The 19,570-nt window shown below is 62.8% G+C and carries 18 protein-coding genes and 1 pseudogene; 4 read left to right on the forward strand and 15 right to left on the reverse strand.

Going from position 1 to position 19,570, the window contains the following annotated elements; translation table 11 throughout:
- From V7778_RS04305 to V7778_RS04320, 4 genes and pseudogenes are all read right to left on the reverse strand, one after another.
- Positions 1 to 1,139, reverse strand: a pseudogene (locus tag V7778_RS04305) (hypothetical protein); the annotation flags it as partial.
- 199 nt (positions 1,140 to 1,338) lie between these two features.
- Positions 1,339 to 2,283, reverse strand: coding sequence for an MBL fold metallo-hydrolase (locus V7778_RS04310; protein ID WP_335552108.1), 945 nt, complete (start codon positions 2,281 to 2,283; stop codon positions 1,339 to 1,341).
- Between the two features lie 100 nt (positions 2,284 to 2,383).
- Positions 2,384 to 2,725: a DUF5710 domain-containing protein gene (locus tag V7778_RS04315; RefSeq protein ID WP_335552109.1), complete on the reverse strand. Its 342-nt coding sequence runs from the start codon at positions 2,723 to 2,725 to the stop codon at positions 2,384 to 2,386.
- Positions 2,726 to 2,852: 127 nt separating this feature from the next.
- On the reverse strand, positions 2,853 to 3,752 hold the full coding sequence (locus V7778_RS04320) for a LysR family transcriptional regulator (RefSeq protein WP_335552110.1): 900 nt from the start codon (positions 3,750 to 3,752) through the stop codon (positions 2,853 to 2,855).
- Positions 3,753 to 3,861: 109 nt separating this feature from the next.
- On the opposite strand from V7778_RS04320, the gene V7778_RS04325 reads away from it, so the two are divergent.
- The 4 genes from V7778_RS04325 (at position 3,862) to V7778_RS25130 (ending at position 7,491) form a co-directional block, all read left to right on the forward strand.
- Positions 3,862 to 4,266, forward strand: a complete 405-nt coding sequence (locus V7778_RS04325; protein WP_335552111.1) for a tellurite resistance TerB family protein — start codon at positions 3,862 to 3,864, stop codon at positions 4,264 to 4,266.
- An 18-nt stretch (positions 4,267 to 4,284) separates the two neighbouring features.
- A complete protein-coding gene (locus V7778_RS04330) occupies positions 4,285 to 5,271 on the forward strand; it encodes a TerC family protein (RefSeq protein WP_335552112.1) in 987 nt (328 codons plus the stop codon).
- 1,073 nt (positions 5,272 to 6,344) lie between these two features.
- On the forward strand, positions 6,345 to 7,208 hold the full coding sequence (locus V7778_RS04335; RefSeq protein WP_335552113.1) for an ATP-binding protein: 864 nt from the start codon (positions 6,345 to 6,347) through the stop codon (positions 7,206 to 7,208).
- Positions 7,189 to 7,491 carry an STAS-like domain-containing protein gene (locus tag V7778_RS25130; RefSeq protein WP_442920694.1) on the forward strand — a complete coding sequence of 101 codons (303 nt, stop codon included), beginning with the start codon at positions 7,189 to 7,191 and terminating at the stop codon, positions 7,489 to 7,491. Before V7778_RS04335 ends, V7778_RS25130 begins: the two co-directional genes overlap by 20 nt.
- Positions 7,492 to 7,606: 115 nt before the next feature.
- Here the strand turns inward: V7778_RS25130 and V7778_RS04340 are convergent, their stop codons facing one another.
- From V7778_RS04340 to V7778_RS04390, 11 genes are all read right to left on the reverse strand, one after another.
- Positions 7,607 to 7,867, reverse strand: coding sequence for a hypothetical protein (locus tag V7778_RS04340; RefSeq protein ID WP_335552115.1), 261 nt, complete (start codon positions 7,865 to 7,867; stop codon positions 7,607 to 7,609).
- Positions 7,868 to 8,113: 246 nt separating this feature from the next.
- A complete protein-coding gene (locus V7778_RS04345) occupies positions 8,114 to 9,298 on the reverse strand; it encodes a hypothetical protein (protein WP_335552117.1) in 1,185 nt (394 codons plus the stop codon).
- Between the two features lie 154 nt (positions 9,299 to 9,452).
- On the reverse strand, positions 9,453 to 9,830 hold the full coding sequence (locus V7778_RS04350) for a hypothetical protein (protein ID WP_335552119.1): 378 nt from the start codon (positions 9,828 to 9,830) through the stop codon (positions 9,453 to 9,455).
- A complete protein-coding gene (locus V7778_RS04355; protein WP_335552121.1) occupies positions 9,827 to 10,333 on the reverse strand; it encodes a glycoside hydrolase family protein in 507 nt (168 codons plus the stop codon). The genes V7778_RS04350 and V7778_RS04355 overlap by 4 nt, the downstream gene beginning before the upstream one ends.
- Positions 10,330 to 10,563, reverse strand: a complete 234-nt coding sequence (locus V7778_RS04360) for an HP1 family phage holin (protein ID WP_335552123.1) — start codon at positions 10,561 to 10,563, stop codon at positions 10,330 to 10,332. Before V7778_RS04360 ends, V7778_RS04355 begins: the two co-directional genes overlap by 4 nt.
- Positions 10,564 to 10,621: 58 nt before the next feature.
- Complete coding sequence (locus V7778_RS04365; protein ID WP_335552125.1) at positions 10,622 to 11,254, reverse strand: hypothetical protein; 633 nt, start codon at positions 11,252 to 11,254, stop codon at positions 10,622 to 10,624.
- Positions 11,254 to 12,138 carry a hypothetical protein gene (locus tag V7778_RS04370; RefSeq protein WP_335552127.1) on the reverse strand — a complete coding sequence of 295 codons (885 nt, stop codon included), beginning with the start codon at positions 12,136 to 12,138 and terminating at the stop codon, positions 11,254 to 11,256. Before V7778_RS04370 ends, V7778_RS04365 begins: the two co-directional genes overlap by 1 nt.
- Entirely contained in the window at positions 12,135 to 12,845 is a 711-nt protein-coding gene (locus tag V7778_RS04375; RefSeq protein ID WP_335552129.1) for a hypothetical protein, read from the reverse strand. The genes V7778_RS04370 and V7778_RS04375 overlap by 4 nt, the downstream gene beginning before the upstream one ends.
- Positions 12,845 to 13,762, reverse strand: a complete 918-nt coding sequence (locus V7778_RS04380; protein ID WP_335552131.1) for a hypothetical protein — start codon at positions 13,760 to 13,762, stop codon at positions 12,845 to 12,847. The genes V7778_RS04375 and V7778_RS04380 overlap by 1 nt, the downstream gene beginning before the upstream one ends.
- Positions 13,759 to 19,347, reverse strand: coding sequence for a phage tail length tape measure family protein (locus tag V7778_RS04385; protein WP_335552133.1), 5,589 nt, complete (start codon positions 19,345 to 19,347; stop codon positions 13,759 to 13,761). The genes V7778_RS04380 and V7778_RS04385 overlap by 4 nt, the downstream gene beginning before the upstream one ends.
- A gap of 38 nt (positions 19,348 to 19,385) precedes the next feature.
- Positions 19,386 to 19,517 carry a hypothetical protein gene (locus V7778_RS04390; RefSeq protein ID WP_335552136.1) on the reverse strand — a complete coding sequence of 44 codons (132 nt, stop codon included), beginning with the start codon at positions 19,515 to 19,517 and terminating at the stop codon, positions 19,386 to 19,388.
- Between the last annotated feature and the right edge of the window lie 53 nt (positions 19,518 to 19,570).

The raw sequence follows: 19,570 nt of genomic DNA on the forward strand, positions 1-19,570 counted from the left end.
GCCGATTCGGTTGCCGCCTGCCGCGCCAGGCGTTCCGCTTCGGCGCGCTCCGCCGCTTGCCGCGCCAGGCGTTCGGCCTGGGCGTGCTCGGCGGCCTGCAGCGCGCGCTCCTGCGCCAGGCGGAGCTCCACCTCTTCGGCACGCCGGCGTTCGGCCTGCCGTTCGGCCTCTCGTTCGGCCAGCTTTTTGGCTTCCTCTTGCGCCAGTCGCAAGGCTTCATCGCGCCGGCGCTGCTCGTCTTGCGCACGGCGCCGGGCCAGGACCTGCGCCTCGCGCGCGGCCGCCTCCTCGGCGCTCCGCTGTTCGGTCTGGCTGCGCGCCAGTTCCTCCTGTTCGCGGCGCCGCGATTGATCGGCGTTCTCCTGCGCCGCGCTTTCCTGCGCCAGGCGCTGTCGTTCACGCTCCCGCTCGGCCAGCTGCTGCGCACGGCGCTCTTCCTCCAGCCTTGCCTGCGCCGCGTCGCGCCGGGCCTGTTCAGCCCTTTCGATGGCGTTCCGCTCGGCCAGCTGCTGCGCGAGCCTGTCACGGGCCTCGCGCTCGGCGGCGGCCAGCAGTTCCCGCTCCCCGGCGCGGCGCGCTTCCTCTTCCACGGCAGCCAGCCGCTGCGTCTCGTCCGCGGCCTCGGCCTCCTGCGCCGCCAGCGCCGCCAGCGCTGTATCGGCGCTGTCAGGCACCGAGGGTTCGCCGGCGGTTTCCGGACCGGGCGGGGCATCCGCGACCACGGTTTCGGGCCCTGCTTCCAGCTCGGGCAAGGGGACACTGAAATCCGATTCGGCGCGTGCTTCGGCCGCGATCAAGGGTGTGCTGACCGGTGCGACGCGGCGCTTCAGCAAGCGGGGACGACTGCGCTTGGGCGTGGAAGAAGCCTTCTGTTTCGGACGCACGGCCGCCGCTTCGGCAGGCGCGGCCGGCGGCGCCACCGGATCGACCAGGCGCAAGCCGCTCGCAGGCCGCTGCGGCGGGGGCGCCGGTGCGGGAGATATGACCGGCTCAGCCTTGGCCGGGGCGGGTAGCGGTTCGGGCAAGGACGCAGGCGGTGGCGGCGGCGCCGGCGCAAGACTGACCGTGATCGGCCCACCACCGCCCAGGTCGAGTCCAGGCACGCCGAACTGCAGCGACAGCAGCAGCGCGTGCAGCAATACCGATACCGCCACCCCGGTCCCGAGGCGACGGTCGGCGCGGCGATGTGGCTGGTGTCGGCTGCTGGGGTTCGCTGGAGGCATGCCCATCCGCTTGCATATTTGTCAAGCTGGCATCTTAGCGTTTACTCGGCAGTTGCGCGAGACGCGCACGATAGCAAGCGCGGCCCGCCGCGCGCCCGTCAAGCCCTAGGGCATTTCAAGGCCGGGCCGGTGCGAACTGGTAGGTTTCGCCGTGCGACAGGTAGATGACGTCCTTGTCCAGGCCGGCCGCCTTGACCTCGCGTGCGAAGTCCTCGAGCGGCGACTTGAACACGTCGTAGTCGTTGTAGTGGATCGGCACCGTCTTCTTCGGCCGCACCAGCTGCATCATGCGCACCCCGTCCTTGCCGTCCATCGTCACCTTGACGACGCCGAGAATGCGGGTGCCGCCCAGGTGCAGCAGGGCCAGGTCGATCCCGGGGAAGTACTTGGGGATCGCCTGGATGTCCTCGTAGACGAGGGTGTCGCCGCTGATGTACATGCGGTAGTCGGGCGCCTGCGAATCGGCGCCGAAGTCGAGCACCGCTCCCATCACCCTGGGCAGCAGCGCCGCCACGCCGGCCGGCCCATGGCGTCCCGGCGTGGCCGTCACGCGCAGACGCGCCCCGCCCCTGCTCACTTCCAGCCGGTCCCAGACCGACAGGCCGAACACGCGCGTGAACCCCATGCGCTTGAGCCCTTCACCGCCCTCCTTGGTGGTGACGATGGGCGTGGCGCGGTTCAGCTTTTCCTGCACCAGCTGGTCGAAGTGGTCGCCATGCAGGTGCGACAGCACGACCAGGTCGATCGGCGGCAGGTTCTCGAACGCGATCGCCGGCTGGGTGAGACGCTTCGATTTCAGCCCGTAGCCGAGGTGGACGTGGTCGCCCTTGTGCAGGAAATTCGGATCGGTCAGGATGGTGAAGCCCTGGAAGCGGATCAGCACCGTCGCGGTGCCGATGAACTGCACGCTGCCTTCGTCCGGGGCCGCGCCCTCCGCCGCGGCCAGCTGCAGGCTGAAGGCGTCTCCCTGGGGAACCGGCGCCTGGGCCTGGGCGCCGTGCGCGGCGCAAGCGAGCATCAGCAGGAACAGGAGTCGATGCAGCGTGCGGACCAGGGCCATGCGGTTTCCTCCTTCGGCAGGCGAACGGCGGCGAAGGGGCCGCCGCGGCTACGCACAGTAGCACGCAGCGGCGCAGGCAGGCGTACGCTTCGGCCGCAGGCTAGGACTTGGCCTTCAGCTCCGCCAGGCGGCTGCGCGCGGCGGCCCAGTCGGTGCCGGCCAGCGCCGCCTCGCACACCGTGCAGGGCTCGAAGGGATTGCAGTCGTGCGTGTAGTCGAAGCAATGCGCGCCGGTCACGATCTTGGCGGCATAGGCATCGACGCGCGCTTTCACGCCACCGGCGCCGCCGGCGCCGGCCGCTCCAGCCTTGGGCAGCCATTTGGCGAAGGGTTCGACCGCCACGCCATCGGGCACGTACCAGCGCTTGCGGGTCGGGTTCCACCGGGCGCCGAGCGCCTTGGCGCCGTCCTTGTCGGCATAGGGGACATCAAGAAACTGCATGGTCTGTCAAACGGAAAGATCGATCGGGTCACCCTGGCGGCGCACAGGACGGCGGCCAAGCCGCGGCACGCATGATAACCCGGCGCCGCCTTCCACCCCAAGTGCGCCGCGTTTGGCCTCACTTGCACTAGGCTGCCGCCACGAACACTTCGTCCGCCCGGTCGAGGATGCGCTGCAGCGCGGGATGGTCGACCCGCCGCTCGACGGTCACCGCGTAGAACTGCTCGACGATCGCGTCCACCGTACCAAGCTGCTCCAGGCCGTACTGCCCGCACACGGCCGCCGCCAGCACGGCGGGCACGGCGATGAAGCCGGCGCCGGACCCGGCAAAGGACATCAGCAGCGCGCCGTCGTCGAATTCGCCCACCACGATGGGACGCAGGCGCTGCGACTCGAGCCAGCCCTTGAGCTGGCTGTGCAGGGTCGCGTCCTGCCCCGGCATCAGGAAAGGCGCGCCCTTCAGGCGCTGCGGAAATGTCCCCTGCCAGGCTGCGCACAGCTGCGGATGGCCGACCACGGCGATGGCGCTGGAGCCGAGCAGGTGCGTATGCCCGCGCACCGTGCCGCCCGGCGGCAGGCCCTGGTCGGAGATCACCAGGTCGAGCCGGTGCGCGCTCAGGTCCTGCACCAGGTCGGCAAATCGCCCTTCGCGGCACACCAGGCGCATCGCCAGCCCCGCCTCGCGCGCGGGCTGGAGCAGCCGGAAGGCCATGGTCTTGGGGATCACGTCGCAGATGCCCACCCGCAGGGTCTCGGCGCCGGTGAACACCCCGCGCCGGATCGCCTGCTCCAGCTCGTTGCCGATGCTGAAGATCTGTTCGGCATATTGCAGCACGGTCTTGCCGGCCTCGGTGAGCTCCAGCATCCGCCCTTTTTTCCGGAACAGTTCCTCGCCGAGATGGGCTTCGAGCACCTGCAGTTGGGTGCTGATGGCCTGGGCCGACACGTGCAGCTGCTGGGCCGCGCGCGCCACCGTGCCCGTGGTCGCAACCACGTGGAAGTACTGCAGGTGCTTGTAATTGATCATGGCTCGATACAACCAAAAATATTGATGATTGCGAAATTTTATTCGATTTTACTTTCGCATTGCCGCTTCGTATAGTGGTTACTCCGGTTCACCACTGAAGAGGATTGCCATGAGAACGTACGCCACCAATAGCCACAAAGCCATTTGCCGCCTGCTCGCGCTAGCGATGATCATCGACGGCCGGCTGGCGCCGCAAGAGCTCAAGGCCCTGCACCACAGCGGCCTGCTGCGCCGGCTGGAAGTCAGCGAGGACAGCTTCGACGAGACCGCCGGCGAGCTGTGCCAGGACTTGCTGGCCGGCGCCGGCGGGCGCGAGGACGGCGACGTGGAACTCGATCCGGAAACGATCGACCGCCTCCTGGCCGAAGTCGACGCGCCCCTGCTGCGCGTGCTGGTCCTGCAGGGCATGCTCGACATCGTGCGCGCCGACAAGGTGATCGACCACCGCGAACGCCGGCTGCTGCGCCGGGCGACCCATGCGTGGATGCCCGCGCTCGAACCCGCCGGCAGCTGACGGCGCAAGGAGGACATCATGGAACTGCTGTATACCGTCTGGCTCGGCGCACCGCTCTGGATGTGGGCAAGCTTCGTCGTTATCGTGGTGGCGCTGCTGGCCTTCGACCTGGGCGTGCTCAACAAGGATGACCATGTCATCGGCGTGCGCGAGAGCCTCAAGCTCTCCGCGCTCTATATCGCGGCCGGCCTGGCCTTCGGGCTCTGGGTCTGGCACGCCTTCGGCAGCGAAAAGGCCCTGCACTTCTACACCGGCTTCCTGATCGAAAAGAGCCTGTCGCTGGACAATATCTTCGTGATTTCGCTGATCTTCGCGACGCTGGCGATTCCCGCGGCCTACCAGCACCGGGTGCTGTTCTGGGGCATCCTGGGCGTGATCCTGACGCGCGGCATCATGATCGGCGCCGGCTCGGCCCTGGTGGCCAGCTACTACTGGGTGCTCTACATCTTCGGCGCGATCCTGGTCCTCACCGGCATCAAGATGTTCTTCGCTTCCGACAACCCGGACCAGATCCGCGACAGCGCCGTGCTGAAATGGCTGAAGGGCCACCTGCGCATGACCGAGGGCATGCGCGGCAACGCCTTCCTGGTGCGCGACCCCGATCCGGCCCGCCCGGGCCACACCCTGCTGCTGGCCACGCCGCTGTTCCTGGCGCTGTGCATGGTCGAGGTGACGGACGTGATCTTCGCGGTCGACAGCGTGCCGGCGATCTTCGCCATCACCAGCGACCCGTTCATCGTCTACACCTCGAACATCTTCGCGGTGCTGGGCCTGCGCGCCCTGTACTTCGCGCTGGCGGCGATGGTGGAACGCTTCACCTACCTGAAGTATTCGCTGGCGGCGGTGCTGGTGTTCATCGGCTCCAAGATCTTCCTGGGCGACTTCGTGTTCGAGGGCAAGGTGCCGGCGAGCCTCTCGCTGGCGGTGACGGCGGTGCTGATCGCGGCGGGGATCGGGTATTCGCTGTGGCGGACGCGCGGCGGGCTGGACGGCCGGAAGGCGTGATGTCCAATGGGCGGGTCGGTGGAGAAAACTGGCCCGCCCTGAGGGAATCGAACCCCCGACCCACAGCTTAGAAGTCAGGCGCTCGCTTGACAATTTGTCGTTTCGAATCAGCCGTTTGCTGAGCTGACGCTGCGTTATTCATTCATGAAATACAGGCGCGCAAGTACCTGATTTCATTGAATTGCGGTTTGTTGAATAACGCAGCAGGACGTCAATGAACCCGCTCGATTCACGGCCGTTCCAGCACGGCCAGCCCTCCTCAGCCTCTAGCAGGAGTGCCAGCCCGCGTAGGGATTACGACAGCATCATCCCTGTCGTAAGTAGCTCGCGCTCGCAGGACTGCGTCAGGTTGCCTCAACGAGGAGCGACCGAGCTACTTCAGCGCGACGGCAAACTCCCCAGCCCCTGCCGAAACCGCTCTTCAGTTCAACACCAAGGTGGCACGCCAGGCGCCGCATGGCGACGACCGCCTCGACGGCCAGCTCAACCGCAGTGTCGTCTGATCGACAAGTCTCGACTGCCAGGTAGTCCCATTGATCGCTTAGGAAGTGCATACACTCGCGCGTCAACGCCAACCGCGGTTCTGGTGCTACCGTAATCGTGACGTTTTGTTGACCTTCTGATGACTCGGGTCTATCCTTCATACATCTCCTTCCGCTGAGACACTCAGCATTCGTACAGGTTGTGGGATGCGGGCCCCGACTCGCCGTGGAAAGTGTGTCGGGGCTTGCACTATCTGGAATCTCTTCCATTGCGACCAGCATAACAACAAGATTTCAAGTCTCGCAAGAGTACACTCCACCCCCGGCCAGAACATGGCCACATCTCTTTACAACCGGAATTTACAAAGTGCCAGGGTTAAGTCTTTACTAACCCTTTACTTTCCTATTTGGTTACTATTTACTTGATGCAACGTTGATATCAAGTTGATGTTTGTCTTGTAAAGTAGGGTTGTAATCTAGGCTTCGGCGGTTGCAAGAATATTTTGCCTAAGTGTTGCAGAGTAACAACGCAAAGTCGGCGCTCGTGCGGTAGGACCACTTGCCCATCAAAATTTTTCACGGTATCAGGCTATGGATCAGGTACAACCTGCTGACATTGAGGACTGGATCGACGAACTCGATATTCTCTGCCGCGAACGTCGCTGCAGAGGACCGAAGTTCGTCAAACCGTTTCACTTCGCAACCCTGGCGCACACACTTAGGCGTGATCATGCGACCCAGTTGAACCTGCCGGAAAAGATATCCAGGTACGCCCACACAATGAATTTGTGGGACGCCGTCGACATTCCTTCGCCGCATGGGCCATTTGAACGTAACCCTGCCGGCCGCTACCATCCTCTTGAGCTCTTGGAAGACGAGGCTATGGTCGAGCCAACAGCGAAGGCTCTTTTGGCTCTGTTCACCCCTGTCTGTTCCGATCCAAAAACTCTCGACGCGGTCTACGTGATGCTGCGGGAACTGTTGGGTAATTGCCACGCCCATTCAGAAGCGAGCGACGGACTGTTCGGGGTCGTTTGTGCTCAAGTATGGAGTGTCGGGCGTCGGGCGCAAATCGCAATTGCCGACTCAGGCATTGGCATCCGCCGCTCACTGATGGGGAATCCCCTGCTGCTCGACAGGCTTAAGACCGAAAACAGTTGTCAGATGGCAACCGCGTACGGTATAACAAGTAAACCAGGTAAGGGACACTCAGGGTATGGACTCGCTGTGGCGAGAGGACTGATGGAGCAGAACCATGGAGTGCTATATGTGCGCTCTGGAAACGAAGCTTTCCATCTGTCCGGTGCGAGAACGAGTGCCTCAAACACGCGTTCCCGCTGGAATGGTACTCTGCTAGTAATTGAGTGGGATCTTGATCGACCTATGGACATCACCAAGGTCTACAAAGCTTTTCCCCTCCCAGAAGGAATGGACGATGACGATTTCGACTTTTAGTGTAGACATTGATTCGGTGGCCAGTGAATTGACGACCCGGCCGGTAGGGGCCAGAGCTCGAGAGGAGCTGCTTCGCTTTCTCGAAGAGTACCCGAGCATCGAAATCGACTTCCACTACAAGAGTCTCACCCCCTCGTTCGCTGACGAATGCATCGGCCAACTTGCTGCGACGATTGGCCTGAGTGATTTCAAAACTCGCGTACGGTTGACCAACTTGGACGAAGCGTCGCGACCGCTCGTAAAACACGTCATTTTGACTAGATGTAGTGCGGTTCGCACTTGAGTAAAACGGCACCCAGGCGGTGCCGTTTTACTTAGCGCAACACATCGACAGACTTGGCAAACTGATGCACGTCCCTAGCGCAGGACCGCTCAGAAGTCCCAGACGACAAGTCGGCTCAGACGCCAGGCGGCAGGCGCGGGAATTCACGCACACATGGCTCGTCCTTGAGTTTTTCGCGAAGCGCTTCCAGCACGTCTCCTTGGGGTCCGGATAAGGTCGTGAGCAGCCGCTGTAGCTGATCAGCATGAAGCACAGTCGCCCGCAAACGCTTTATTTCCCACAGCAGCGCGTGGACATCAGCAGAGTCTAGGTTGCGATTCTGTATCTCGCGAAGCGTGTCTCTACTCAGCGGCGGCTTGAAGCCCATGGTATTCATTTTAACTGTACAGGCATACAGTATATCAGCCGCATGCTCTGATCTAGGTCACGCCACCACACGTCCGTTCGGGCCATCATCGTTAGATGGACAAACGGGTGAACAAGCAAACTGCGCTATACCTTGAAGCGGCGGTCAACGTGAGCCGATCGCATGGCATCTTACCAGCGGCAAGAGCGCTGGCTGAGCGAGGCTTACCGATCGAGCTCGCGCTGCGCGTACTGACCCAACCGGGCCGGCGCCGCGCTACGCCGCCTCGAGCATCTCCGGCGTGACCGTGTTCCGGCAGACTTGGCCGAAGTCGGCGTGGTAAGTGATCGCCGTGCACTGACGTTCGCTCATCCAGCCGCCGCGTGCGGCGTAGGCATCACGTGACGCCAGGGTCGAGTGCTGGATCACCGACATGCCGGCGTGCTCCTTCTCCTCTACGTGGTGGCGGTGGCCGACATGGGCGTAGCGCTTTTCTGTGTCGCCCCATACTTTCGGAAACTGGGCGGCAAACAGGAGCGGGAGCTGGTCGTTCTTCTTGAGGTGGCCATGGTGCCAGGCGATCATCGTCTTGCCGTGCTGGTAGACGTAGTATGGCAGCTCCGAATCTATGACTTCGACCCGAGGCTCATTTTCGTACAGGGCCTTGAACATGGCGCGGAGCCAAACCGAGCTGGCGAGATCGTGGTTACCTTCGGCGAGCAGAACGACCACACGCTCATGCTTGGCCAGGGCGAAGTCGACGACCCGGCGCAGGATCCGGAGCGCGGCTTGAACGACTTTCGGGAAGCGACCGTCCTGGTCGAGTATGTGCCCCGACGTCGGGGTTTTCGCCTCCAGACCATCCGAATGCAGGAAGTCGCCCAGCTGGGCAACGATGCCAACGCGGGCCGCTGGGCTCGCATTCACCATATGTTCGAAGCAGCCGGCGAGCACCCGCTCAGCGATCGACAGATCCCAGTCCCCGTTTGGCGCCAGGTTCTCACGATGCCAGGCCAACATGCCGACGTGCGAATCGGTGAGCGTGTACAGGTTAGCCAGCTTGGCGTTCGTGACCTTCGGCGCCTTAACCGGTTTGACGCGGGGGAGCTCCGACGCCATAGCCTCAAAGCCGGCGCGCATGATCTCCGCCATTGCCACGTCGTCGGCCCGAGTCTTCACCCATTGCATGATCGGCTGGCCATCCCGGTAAAGCGTCGACGCTCCACGTAGGACTTGTCCTGGCGCCACGGCGTGCTGCAGATCGAACTCCGGGGCGTAGCCTCGGACAGCAGCTGCCTTCTTGAGTCGGCCGAGCGAGTCCTGAATGGCCGACTTGCCTACGCCGAGCGCGCGCGACGCGGCGCGGATGCTGCCATGCTCCTTGATGGCTTCGATATAACGCGCCTGCGTGCTGGTCGCGTACTCGAGCAGCTTCGGGTCTACTGTTGCTGGTTTAGTCATGCTGTTCTTTCACTTGGGCCAAGCTTGAACGGTCTTGAAATGGCGGGCGGCACAGTCGGCGTATTTTCCGAGGAGATCGATTGCCCAGGCCTGCCAGACATCGTAATCATCGGACTCGGGGCGCTCGACCTGCGGGCACGATGCCGCCAGGGCGCTATCTAGGGATGGCCTTGTTGGCGGCGTCGATGGCGGCGTCGAGGTTGCGCACGCGGTCAGGAGTAGGCCGGCAATCAGGGGGAAGAGGCTTCGCATTTCGGAGCTCCTTGGTGAGCGCCACGATCTTAGGCGCCAGGGTTGTATTGATGGCGCCGTACTCGGTAGCAGCTCGATGGATCGCCGCGGCGTCATCCTTGAGCGTGCTTAGAGCGATATCGGACCTCTCCGCCCTCTCATTCGCATGATCGGCACGCATTTCGGCGATCTTGGCATCGAGTCGGAGCCCGTTAGCTAGCCAGCCAGTCGTGCCGGCCGCAGCCATGGCGCCCACCAGCGCTACGCCGAACGCTAGTACTTTGTACTGGTCGGCGATCATTGGGCCTCCATGCACGCACGGCGACGCTCGAGCTGGCGAGTCCATACGCCAGCGCAGACCTTGTTGCCTGGGATTGAGCAGTCGAAGCCGCCGGATTTCTTATAGAGCAGCAGCGCATTGCAAGCCTGCACATGTCGGCCGGCCTGCAGCTCGCGCCGCATGGTCGACTTCTTCCAGGCGCCGGTCCCATATTGGTAGGTCCAGTCCATGTACACGTCATACTCAGCCTGGTAGAGCGGGACGTCATGGATCGAGGCCCGAAATATGGCCTCTTCCTTCGAAACGTGGCGGGCAGCGCGCTGAACCGCTCGAACTGGAGTGATGCGATCACCCATCCGCACCGCCGTGCCGTCTTCCTTGAACGTCGACCCGAAGCCCACAGTTGGACGATCGTTCTTGGTCGGGATGACAGCCGTATCGGTATAGCCCTCGCCCGCCAGGATCGTGACGAACGCAGCGGCACTAAGTGCCAGGCCACCCGCAGCTATTCGGGCCCGGCTCATTTCGCCGCCTCTATCTGTGCCAAGTGCGCCTCGCGCTCACGGCGCTCCAGGTCGGCCAACATCCACTCGCGGGCATTCTTCTGGCGCGTGTACCAGACGTTCAGCAAAAAAGTCAGCAGTGCTGTCACGATGCCGACGAGAATGCCTACTTGGGTAAGTGTCAAGGATGCGCCGATTGCGGTCACGCCGCCGGCATAGCTACCCACTTCGGGGGCGCTCAGTTTGCTCATGGAAGAGTCTTTCAGTGGGCGTTAAAAAGCCCGCTCGGGGCGGGCTGCGTGAAGATACTCAGGTGGCTGCGAGAATGGCCGGCGGTTCAAGCTCGAGGGCGGGCAACTCAGCGAACAGGGCGTCGTAGGCAGGAGCCACGCGGACTCCTGCATTTACATCAGCTTGAACCTGAAGGCAGTAAGCCCAAACTTTCGAGCGCCATGCTCGAAATGCCATCCCTTCCTGCTGGTATTTTTCGACCGCCGGCTCGTCTGCATACGAAGTCGCACTCAATAGATGATCGTATCCATATGAGCGGGCCACGGTGTCCATATGCCCCTGGACAGCTACCAAGTAGGCAGCTTCGATCTCCGCAGCGGTCGGCTCCCGTTCCGGCATGATCGCATCGCGCACTGCGCCGATAGCCAGAATCGGCAGCGGCGTCGGAATATCTGGGTTCTTGACCGCGTGCATAGTGTTGAACCAGTCGACCGGGCAGTAGCTCATAATGAGCGCGTGAAGCTCGTCGCCTTCCGGGGCCGGCACCGGCAGCGTGATTGCCCAGTCGGTACGATAGCGATCGGGGGTCTTGCCGTCGGCCTTGTAGCTGGAAACCAGCGCCGACTCGGGCAACACATCACTAAAAAACCGTACAGTGATCTGATGTTCTTCCGGGTCGGTGTTGACGATTCGATATCGGATGGTCGGCATTACGTAGTAGCTCCTGAAATGGTGCCCGGCGTCAGAACCGTGACGTTGCTGTAATTGGTGATGGCCGCGCCCCGTGCGCCGTCCAGGCCGTCAGCGGCTTTGACGCTGTTGCCGGTTGAACCCGCCGGCCCGCCGGCCTTGCCTGATTGGTTGGTGTAGATCAGACCGACCTCAGAGCCGGTCGCGGACTGGCCAGGGCTGCCGGAATCAGTGGAGAACCCACCGTCGCCGCCGTAGGTGTTGGCGCTGCCCTTGGTGCCGAGCGTGCGCCCCAGGCTACCGTGACCGCCGTCGCCGCCGTTCGTGTAGGTCGGAAACTGGCCGTCGCTCGTGGTGATCTTGCGGCCGCCCGCACCGCCGCCGCCGCCACCGCCGCCATTGCCGCCCGCACCAATGCCACCGATACCCTTCGCGCCGCCAGTTCCGCCGGCCACGGTGCCTAGGTTGCGCAGCCGTAGCTTATAGAGGGCCGCCAGCGCCGGGCCGCCAGCGCCGCCATTGGTGCCGGCAGTCGCCTGCCCTGCGCCGCCCTTGCTGCCAGCGCTGCCGGAGCTGGCGGCAATGGTGTTGCCGTTTCCGCCATTCCCTCCTGCTCCGCCGTTACCGGTGCCGCCCTTAGTTCCGGTGCCGTGCGTGCCGGGCGTTCCTTGCGCGCCGCTGATGGTGCCCGAGTTGATCAACGCAATCGAGGTGCCTGCGCTCCAGCCGGTGCCGGTGGTGATCGCGGGCGCGGCCGTGCTGCTGGCGGTGATAGCGCCCTCGGCACGGCACAGCACCATTGCAGGCCCTTTCGGGCTGCCGGCGGCGGCCCGCATGTTGTAGTCGACCGCGTTGCCGGGCTTGAGTATTACGGCGCGCGGCAGGACCATCGGCAGGCCCATCATTTCGAGTACCCCGGCATGTACGAGCCGTACAGGTTGACGCCGTCGCTGATGAACGAGAACACGGTGCGGCGGTTCGGCCGCGTGTCGATGTCGGGCTGCACATCGTCAGGGAACACGAACGCTGCGTCAAAGGTCAGCGTCCGCCCGCCGGTGGCGTCCTGCTTGACGTGCATGACGTAGGGGCCCGCCTTGAGGTTGGTTGGCGCGCCGAGCGTGCGATTGCCGATGAGCGTCAAGGTCGGCACCTCGATTGCGCCGGCGTTCCAGGCGATGGGCGTGCCCGAGCTGCCCGAATCGACCAGGTTGCCGGCCGCCGGAGGAACTACAGTGATGTTCTTCCAGTTAGTCGGGTCATTCGCCGGGTCGGTGTTCGATACGCTCGATGCGGTGCGTTTACGATAGGTGAAGTTATCAGATGGGCTGATAACCGAGGCATTGAGGGCGTAGGTCGAGCCGGACACCCAGGTCACAGCACCGGCGGACTGTGCCGCTTGAGCGGCCGCCGCTGCCGCTTGCTCAGCGGCCTGTGCGTTGGCGTTCACGTCGAGTGCGAGTGCATTTGCCTGAGTCGAAAAAAGGTCAATGCCTTGCTGCAGCGGCGGAAGCTTGTCCATCAAGTCCTCGGCCTCATCGTCAAATGGGCCCGGACGATCACGGCTTGGCGACGTGCCGAGTTGCGGAAGTACTACGGTAATCTGTGCTGGCATCAGGTCAGCTCCCGAATCTGAAGGTTAACAAACGAGCCGGCCGGGCTTCGCACGACGAGCTGGAAATCCTGCGCGAACCCGAACAGGTTCAGCGCTCCAAACTTCGGACTGCCAAGCCAGGCCCGGGGCGCCGACTTGGCCTTCGTCAGCAGCCGCACGACCTCGTCGACATCTTCGTTGCGAATGAACAGGTCATACTCGACGACGCGCACCGACTCACCTGGCCTGAACTCGATGGTTCCCCATTGATCTGGCTCATTCTCTGAATAATCGACGGTCCGGATGCTCGGCTCCCACTTCACGGCGCCCAGGTAGTCGTATCGGCCGATCTGGATCTCACCTACCTGGGGGATGTTGCCTGGCCAGGACACTATGATCTCGATGATCGCGTCGCGATACATCGGGAGATCGGTGAACGACACATCACTCCTGAAAGCAATCGGCTTGGTGAACCACTCGCTCCAGCTACGACAGTTGCGAAGCCGAAGGCTCTGTGTTCGGTCGTACTTGATGACGCCGGCCACGGTCACACGCACACGGACAGCCGACGCCAGCACACCGAAGAGTGAGAGCGAATCCACACGGACGCCGGGGGTCAGTGTCCATGACAACACCTCCCCGTTCGCTACGCTCGCAGTCCGCTTCGCGGAGTCGAACGCGGCGTAGAGGTTGGTCGGGCGAACGAAGATCCACTTTCGGCTCTCGCCCGTGCTGTTGTTCTCGGGGTAGTCCACCGCGGCCGACGTTGCGTTATGCGGTACAACGCACTCGTAGACCCTGTGGTTCGGACGTCGAACGCGGTCTCCGGCTGCTTTCGCGCCGGCCGTCCACAGCGGGGCGTCGTCGGTATCGTTCTCTTCAAGCGACGACGCTCCCATGACCGCGTCAGTGATTGGAACCGGCGCGATCAATTTCATACAGTTGCCTCCTTCCTAGTTTTCAGTCCCACTCGGTCCATTCGATCCAGACTGGTCGCGCCGCGCCCAGTGTTCTTCGCCGTCTCATAAAGCAGTGGGAATACCGTTTCACGAAGCGCCCTCACCTCACCCGCAACCTCAGCCAAAAGCTTGGAGTCGGCCCGCGGTGGGCTGGCCAGTCGGCGCATCAGCTCGCGGTTGTCAGCCGCGGGGATGATGCGTTCGTCCTCGTGGATCATGGCCGGCATGTCGTATGGCACGCGGTTCGTACCGACATCGAAGCCGCGGAGCTTGCGCCCCTTGTACTCGTCGCCAGCCATGAACGCCTTGCGGATCTCATCGATCGTGATGCCGGAAGCCAGCTTGTCCTTCCAGAACTCCAGGCCCGACGCATCCGGAGCACGTCCCAGCAGCTCCATGTACAGGCTGGCGATGCTGCCGCCAGAACTCGCGATCGGATTCGCCTTGGCGATGCTCACCGATTTCGCGAACGCTGCCATGGCATCGGCAAGAGTGAGCGTCGCAATCGACTGCCCTTTCAGTGCGTTAATCTGTTCCTGCCCGTTTGCGACGATGGCGTCCAAGTACTCAAGCTGATCGTTGAGCTTCTCGAGGGACTGCTCCTCAACACTCAGCGACTGATCGGTCACCCCAGCCAGGGCGGCGATATCGCTTTGCGTCGTGTAGAAATCCCGCAGATAGTCCTGCTGAGAGGCGAACATCGAACTTGCATCTTGCGACACGACACTCAGCGCCTTCTGGACGTCGCCAGCATCAACCCGCCCGCCTGCACGTGCGATCGCCAGCGAGGCGCGGATCTGGGCTTGCGCCCGGGCCCGGTCATCCAACGTCAGTTCGCCAGTACGCATGCCATCCAGCGTCGAATGCAGGGCGCCGGAAAGACCCTTGAGCCTGTCCACGATGGCCGTTTGGGCCTGCACATACTCCTGAACTCGCGTCTTCTCACGGCCAACGACACTCTGCAGTGCCGAGAACATGCTATCGACGCCGCCCAGAACGTTCGCCGCAGCGTCCTTGGCGCTTTGGACCGCGGTTGCCTGCGCCTTGATCGCCTGGATCTGGTCGAACAGTGCGCGGTTGCTCTCGTCCAGTGCATTGCGCTGCTTGATGAGCAGTTGAGCCGACGTCATGGTTAGCTCGTCGTACTCATTCTGCAGCTCGATGCGTTCTTCGAACTTCGCCGCGTCGATGTCAGCAATCTGTTTGAACACCGGGGCGATCTGCATCAACGTTGCATACGCTTCAGCGCCGGCGGCCGTCGTCAGGTCAAGGCCGGTGACAACATCGCGGAATTGCTTCAGCGAGTCCTCAGCGCCGGTCTTAATCCCGAACTGGTCGAGCGTTGGAGTGATCCGAGCACGCAGCGAATCGGCCCGCTCCTTCTCCGTATAGAAGTCCGCCATGAACTTCTCTGCGCTGGAAGTGAACTCGTCCAGCCCGCCGGCGAGAGCAATCAAGCGCTCGCGTGCGTCGACGGAACCGAGACCGACCTCACTGAACGACATACCCAGCGCTTCGGTGACCACGGTCACGGCCTGGTAGTCGGCAGCCACCCGCGACAGCGTCTCGAGATAGCCCTCCCCCACCTGCTGGAACCGCTCCAGCCCAGCGATACCAAACTTCGCCAGGTCGTCGCCTACCTTAGAGAAGACCGCCTCCAACTCCTTCTGGATTTCGTCATCGCTGAGCCCCTTCAGGCTCACCTTGCCGATATCGACCACGAAGCTGTTCAGCCGAGTCGAGAAGGAGTCCGTGCCCAAGGCGAGCAGCTTGCCGGCCTCGAACACGGTGTCGTAGAGGGAGGTCAGGACGCTGGCAATCTGTCGATTACCCTCCGCGCCTAGACCTTCGGTCTTTGTGCTGTACTTGTCGCTACCGAACCAGCCGCCGTCCTTCTTGATTTCGGCGTACTGCATGGCCTGCAGCCCGCCGGCGAAGATGCTGGCAAAATCCGTCTTGTCGAACGTGAAGCCGGTGTCCTCGACGGTTTGTTTGCCTCCGAAGATCTTGCCGACCAGCTTATCGCCGAGGATCCCACCGATGATCGCGCCGGCCGCCATCCCGAGTGGTCCAGCGATAGCGCCGAGCATCGTGAGCGAGGTAGCGCCGATGGTACCCATCGTCATAGCACCAGCGATTGCTCCACCAGCCAAACCGCCGGCGACGCCGCCGCCAACCTTGCCAAGCGTCCCAACAATACCCGGAGCGTCTTTGCCCAGCCCCTTGCCAAAGTCTCCGGTCACGCCCGTGTCACGCACCAGTAGAGCAGCAAAGTTGCCGATGTTGCTCTCGATGTTGCGCAAAGAGGTGAGCATGCCGACGCTGATGTTCAGGTCCTGGAAAGCGGCACGCTCGATCAGGTCGAGCGACTTGGCGATCGACTCCGTCTTGTCGTCCGAGCCTAGCACTGTGTCCGTGCCCTGCGACTTCTGGCGCGCCTCCGACAGGCTCGGACCACTGCCCGACACACTGCCGATCGCTACGCCTAGACCGGTCACGATCGCCGCCATTGCAGCCATGCGGCCGAAAGCGGTGTACGGGTCGCCGGCGCCCTGCGACAGCACAGCAGCAATGCCTTTCGGCACCAGCTCGGCCAGGGTCATGGCCAGCTCGGCGGCGTGGAAGACCTGCGACATGGACATCAGGGCCTGATAGCCCTTGCTCTGCTCACCGAAGAAACCGGCAGCGGCGCTGGTCATGCTGCCATAGCTCGAGAGACGATCCTTTGTCTCCCGCTCGTTAAGTTCGCTGATTTTGTTCAGGTAAGCGATCTCATCGAGGTCCTTTGAGCCCCGCTCCCGCTCCGCGGTGGCCCGATGCTTCGCAATCTCGGCCTGCCTCTTGCCGAAGCCGTCGAGCGTCGCGGTCAGCTTCGACAGGGATTCCCCGGCGCCACCGAACGCCTCGCGCAGCGCTTCTCCGAAGGTCTGCGCGCGCGACGGGTCCAGGAACTGGTTCAATTCTTCCAGGGCCTTGCGGCTGGTGTCCGCTGCGTCTTGCTTGACGGCGCCGGTCTGCTTTGCCGTGGCCAGGCTGCGAAGCTCCGCAGCTTGCTCGCGGTAGATCTCAGCCAGGCGCTTGCCTTCCGGCGTCATGGCCTGGATGGCTGCTGCCTCCTCCTTCAGGGCCGCGGCCGCGAGCAACCGTTTGGAAGCGAGGTCTGCTACTTCAATCTTGCTCAGCCCAATTTCAGCGTTCGCAAGAACCTGGGCGTCGACCTGGTCTTTCAGGGACTTCAGCTCCGCTTCGGCGGATTGGATGCCCCTGGCGTGGTTCTCCTCATTGACTTGAGCGCGGTTGAACTGCGCGACGGCCAGATCATTCTCGAGTTGCGCCTGGCGGCTTTCGCGTTTCGCTCGCAGCTCCTGAAGTTCTGACTCAGCATCTGCCACGTCACGCTGACTGTCCTTCATTTTCCTCGTCAGGGCGAGTTGACGTTCAGCCTGCTTTTCTTGTTGAGCCAGTCGAGCCAGATCCTTCTGCGCGGCCGCTCGGATTGCTTCATCTTCACCGATCTGGCCTAAGGCTTTCCGGGTCGCAATCCGGCCGAGCTCGCGCTGCAGCATAATTTCTGCGACGCCGTCGAGCTTGTGCAGGCCGGCGATGCTGTCCTCGATGCTGGCGTTTACCGACTCAGCCCGGGCCAGGGCGATTCGCTCGACGATCGCCTGCTCCGAGACGCCGGCCGCCTCACCTGCAGCGCGGATCTTCTTTTCAGCATTCGCGAGCTTTTCTGCTTTTGTGAGGTATTGATCACCCGCACTGTCCCAGGCGGTCATCGACTTTTGCAGCTGCTGACTGATCGCCGCCTGAGCGGAGTCCCATGCCTCCTTGTTGATAATGAACTCGAGCTCAACCTTCTCCTTGAGGAGCGCATCTTTGTTCGACGCATTCAGCGCATTCTGCGTCATGGCGGAGAACGAGGCGCGATCGCCGCCGGCCATCACGGACGGCGCCTTCGCAGCGTCAGCAAGGGCCTTGTTCACCTCGTCTAGGCGCTCTTTCGGCGTCTGCTTGCGCCCAACACCAAGGAACGCATCCCATGCGGCCTTGGCGGTGTCGGTCGCGCCACGCCATGCGCCTTCGATCAGTCCGAGGTTTTCCCGCATCTGCGCCGCACGCTCGGTGAAGGCAGTGGCGTATGCCTTCTGGGCCATTTCGGACGCTTCTTCCTTCCTGCCCTGCTCTTCCAGCGCTTTGATCTGCGCGAGGGTTGAAGCGGTCAGGTAGTTGTATGCCTCGTTGAGCTTGAGGCTGGCCTCGACCGGCGACTTACCCAAGTCGGCAAAGTTGTTGACAGTGCTTTCGACGCTTTGGCTGACGTCGCGCTCCATCTGAACGGCGAACAGGCCGAACTCGCGCAGGTTCTTGGCGCCGACTTGACCGCTACCCGCCAGGGCTGCAACCGCTTCGGATGCTTTCGCCTGGGTACCCGTTGTCTTACTGATCTCACGAGCCAGGTCTGCCAACTGATTGCGGCTGGTACCGGCTGCATTGCCAGACATGATCAACGCACGGTTATAACCGTCGCCCTCTTTCGATCCTTGGAAATAAGCCAAGGCAAGTGTCGCCGCAGCCGCAGCCACCAGGGTGTAGGGGTTGACGAGTTTCGCCAGCTCAGCACCCAGCGCCCGAGCGGCCGGCGCGACGCCACCGAAGGAGTCACGCAGTTGACCGCCTTGTTGAATCGCGACGGTCAACGGATTCATCCCGCCCTGGAGCGAGGTGATGATGTCGGTCACCTGCATCGGAACTTGGCGAAGCGCGTTCGCGGTCTCCGCAGCAGTCATTCCAGTGGCGCCTACAGCCTGCTCAGTTTCGCGCAGACGTTGGATCAGCGGTGCCGCCTGCTGAGTCAGTCCCATCTGAGCAGCTTGCATTTCTAACAACTCGGACCGTGTCCTTCCGATTGCATTGACCTGATTCGTCAGACTTTCAATAAAGGAGTCGCGGCTCGCCTGGGCTTGGGCTGCTTCGCGCTGTGCCTGAGCTTCTGCGCGAGCTGCTTGGGCAACCTCCTCATGAGCGGCGCGCATGTTCTGCAGCTGCAGAATCAGGTGAGCAGCTTCCTGCGACGCGCCGGCCTGTGCGGCGCGAAATCGCATTACTTCGTCAGCCGATCTGCCGTAGAGAGCGATCTGCTCGCGGAGTCCGGCCAGGAACGAATCTTTCGTTGCCTGCGCTTGGGCGAGCTCGCGCTCGGCAACCGCCTGGTCACGCGCTGCCTGTGCCGCTTGTGCCTGAGCGGCCTCGACAGCCCTAAGCTGACTCAGATAGGGTGCCAGCGAGGTAGGATCGACAGCGCGTTGATTGCCCATCTGCTCGAAGTAGGCAGCGGTGCTACGGCCACCGGCCTCCATGGCCAAGGTGGTGCGCTGGATCGACGCAATGATGCTACGCTGCGCGGCATCCACCGCCCGGGCGGATCCGGCCGCACTCGCACCGCTCTGCGAAATGGCGTGGCCTGCACGTTGCGCTGCATCCACCGCCGGGCGCAGGCCTGCTTCGACACCAGAAGCGTCAGCTACCACCCGAATTGTTGCTTCGTTGACGATCTCGGTCATCAGTGCCTTCCTACCATGTGACGGTGAATATTTGAGTGCTACTGCTGAATGAACAGCTTGAGGATGAGAGCGGCGCCACCCGCTGATGCGCCCAAGGCAAACCCGATGGCCGCTATAAGTGCTGCTGTTGCCAAGCGCTTGCCGACAATGCCGGCGTCTTTTGCATTCATCTTTCCGCCAGACGTATGGACAGTGGAAATGCAAAAAGCCCTGGCGCTGCGAA

This window comes from Massilia sp. DD77 (assembly GCF_036961685.1).
Classification (GTDB): Bacteria; Pseudomonadota; Gammaproteobacteria; order Burkholderiales; family Burkholderiaceae_D; genus Telluria.

Coding starts and splice junctions, on each gene's coding strand:
- V7778_RS04385 (WP_335552133.1), bottom strand. CDS start 19,347: ATGACCGAGATCGTCAACGAAGCAACAATTCGGGTGGTAGCTGACGCT.
- V7778_RS04345 (WP_335552117.1), bottom strand. CDS start 9,298: ATGACTAAACCAGCAACAGTAGACCCGAAGCTGCTCGAGTACGCGACC.
- V7778_RS04340 (WP_335552115.1), bottom strand. CDS start 7,867: ATGAATACCATGGGCTTCAAGCCGCCGCTGAGTAGAGACACGCTTCGC.
- V7778_RS04315 (WP_335552109.1), bottom strand. CDS start 2,725: ATGCAGTTTCTTGATGTCCCCTATGCCGACAAGGACGGCGCCAAGGCG.
- V7778_RS04355 (WP_335552121.1), bottom strand. CDS start 10,333: ATGAGCCGGGCCCGAATAGCTGCGGGTGGCCTGGCACTTAGTGCCGCT.
- V7778_RS04375 (WP_335552129.1), bottom strand. CDS start 12,845: ATGCCAGCACAGATTACCGTAGTACTTCCGCAACTCGGCACGTCGCCA.
- V7778_RS04350 (WP_335552119.1), bottom strand. CDS start 9,830: ATGATCGCCGACCAGTACAAAGTACTAGCGTTCGGCGTAGCGCTGGTG.
- V7778_RS04325 (WP_335552111.1), top strand. CDS start 3,862: ATGAGAACGTACGCCACCAATAGCCACAAAGCCATTTGCCGCCTGCTC.
- V7778_RS04370 (WP_335552127.1), bottom strand. CDS start 12,138: ATGATGGGCCTGCCGATGGTCCTGCCGCGCGCCGTAATACTCAAGCCC.
- V7778_RS04320 (WP_335552110.1), bottom strand. CDS start 3,752: ATGATCAATTACAAGCACCTGCAGTACTTCCACGTGGTTGCGACCACG.
- V7778_RS04310 (WP_335552108.1), bottom strand. CDS start 2,283: ATGGCCCTGGTCCGCACGCTGCATCGACTCCTGTTCCTGCTGATGCTC.
- V7778_RS04390 (WP_335552136.1), bottom strand. CDS start 19,517: ATGAATGCAAAAGACGCCGGCATTGTCGGCAAGCGCTTGGCAACAGCA.
- V7778_RS04330 (WP_335552112.1), top strand. CDS start 4,285: ATGGAACTGCTGTATACCGTCTGGCTCGGCGCACCGCTCTGGATGTGG.
- V7778_RS04365 (WP_335552125.1), bottom strand. CDS start 11,254: ATGCCGACCATCCGATATCGAATCGTCAACACCGACCCGGAAGAACAT.
- V7778_RS25130 (WP_442920694.1), top strand. CDS start 7,189: ATGACGATTTCGACTTTTAGTGTAGACATTGATTCGGTGGCCAGTGAA.
- V7778_RS04360 (WP_335552123.1), bottom strand. CDS start 10,563: ATGAGCAAACTGAGCGCCCCCGAAGTGGGTAGCTATGCCGGCGGCGTG.
- V7778_RS04335 (WP_335552113.1), top strand. CDS start 6,345: ATGGATCAGGTACAACCTGCTGACATTGAGGACTGGATCGACGAACTC.
- V7778_RS04380 (WP_335552131.1), bottom strand. CDS start 13,762: ATGAAATTGATCGCGCCGGTTCCAATCACTGACGCGGTCATGGGAGCG.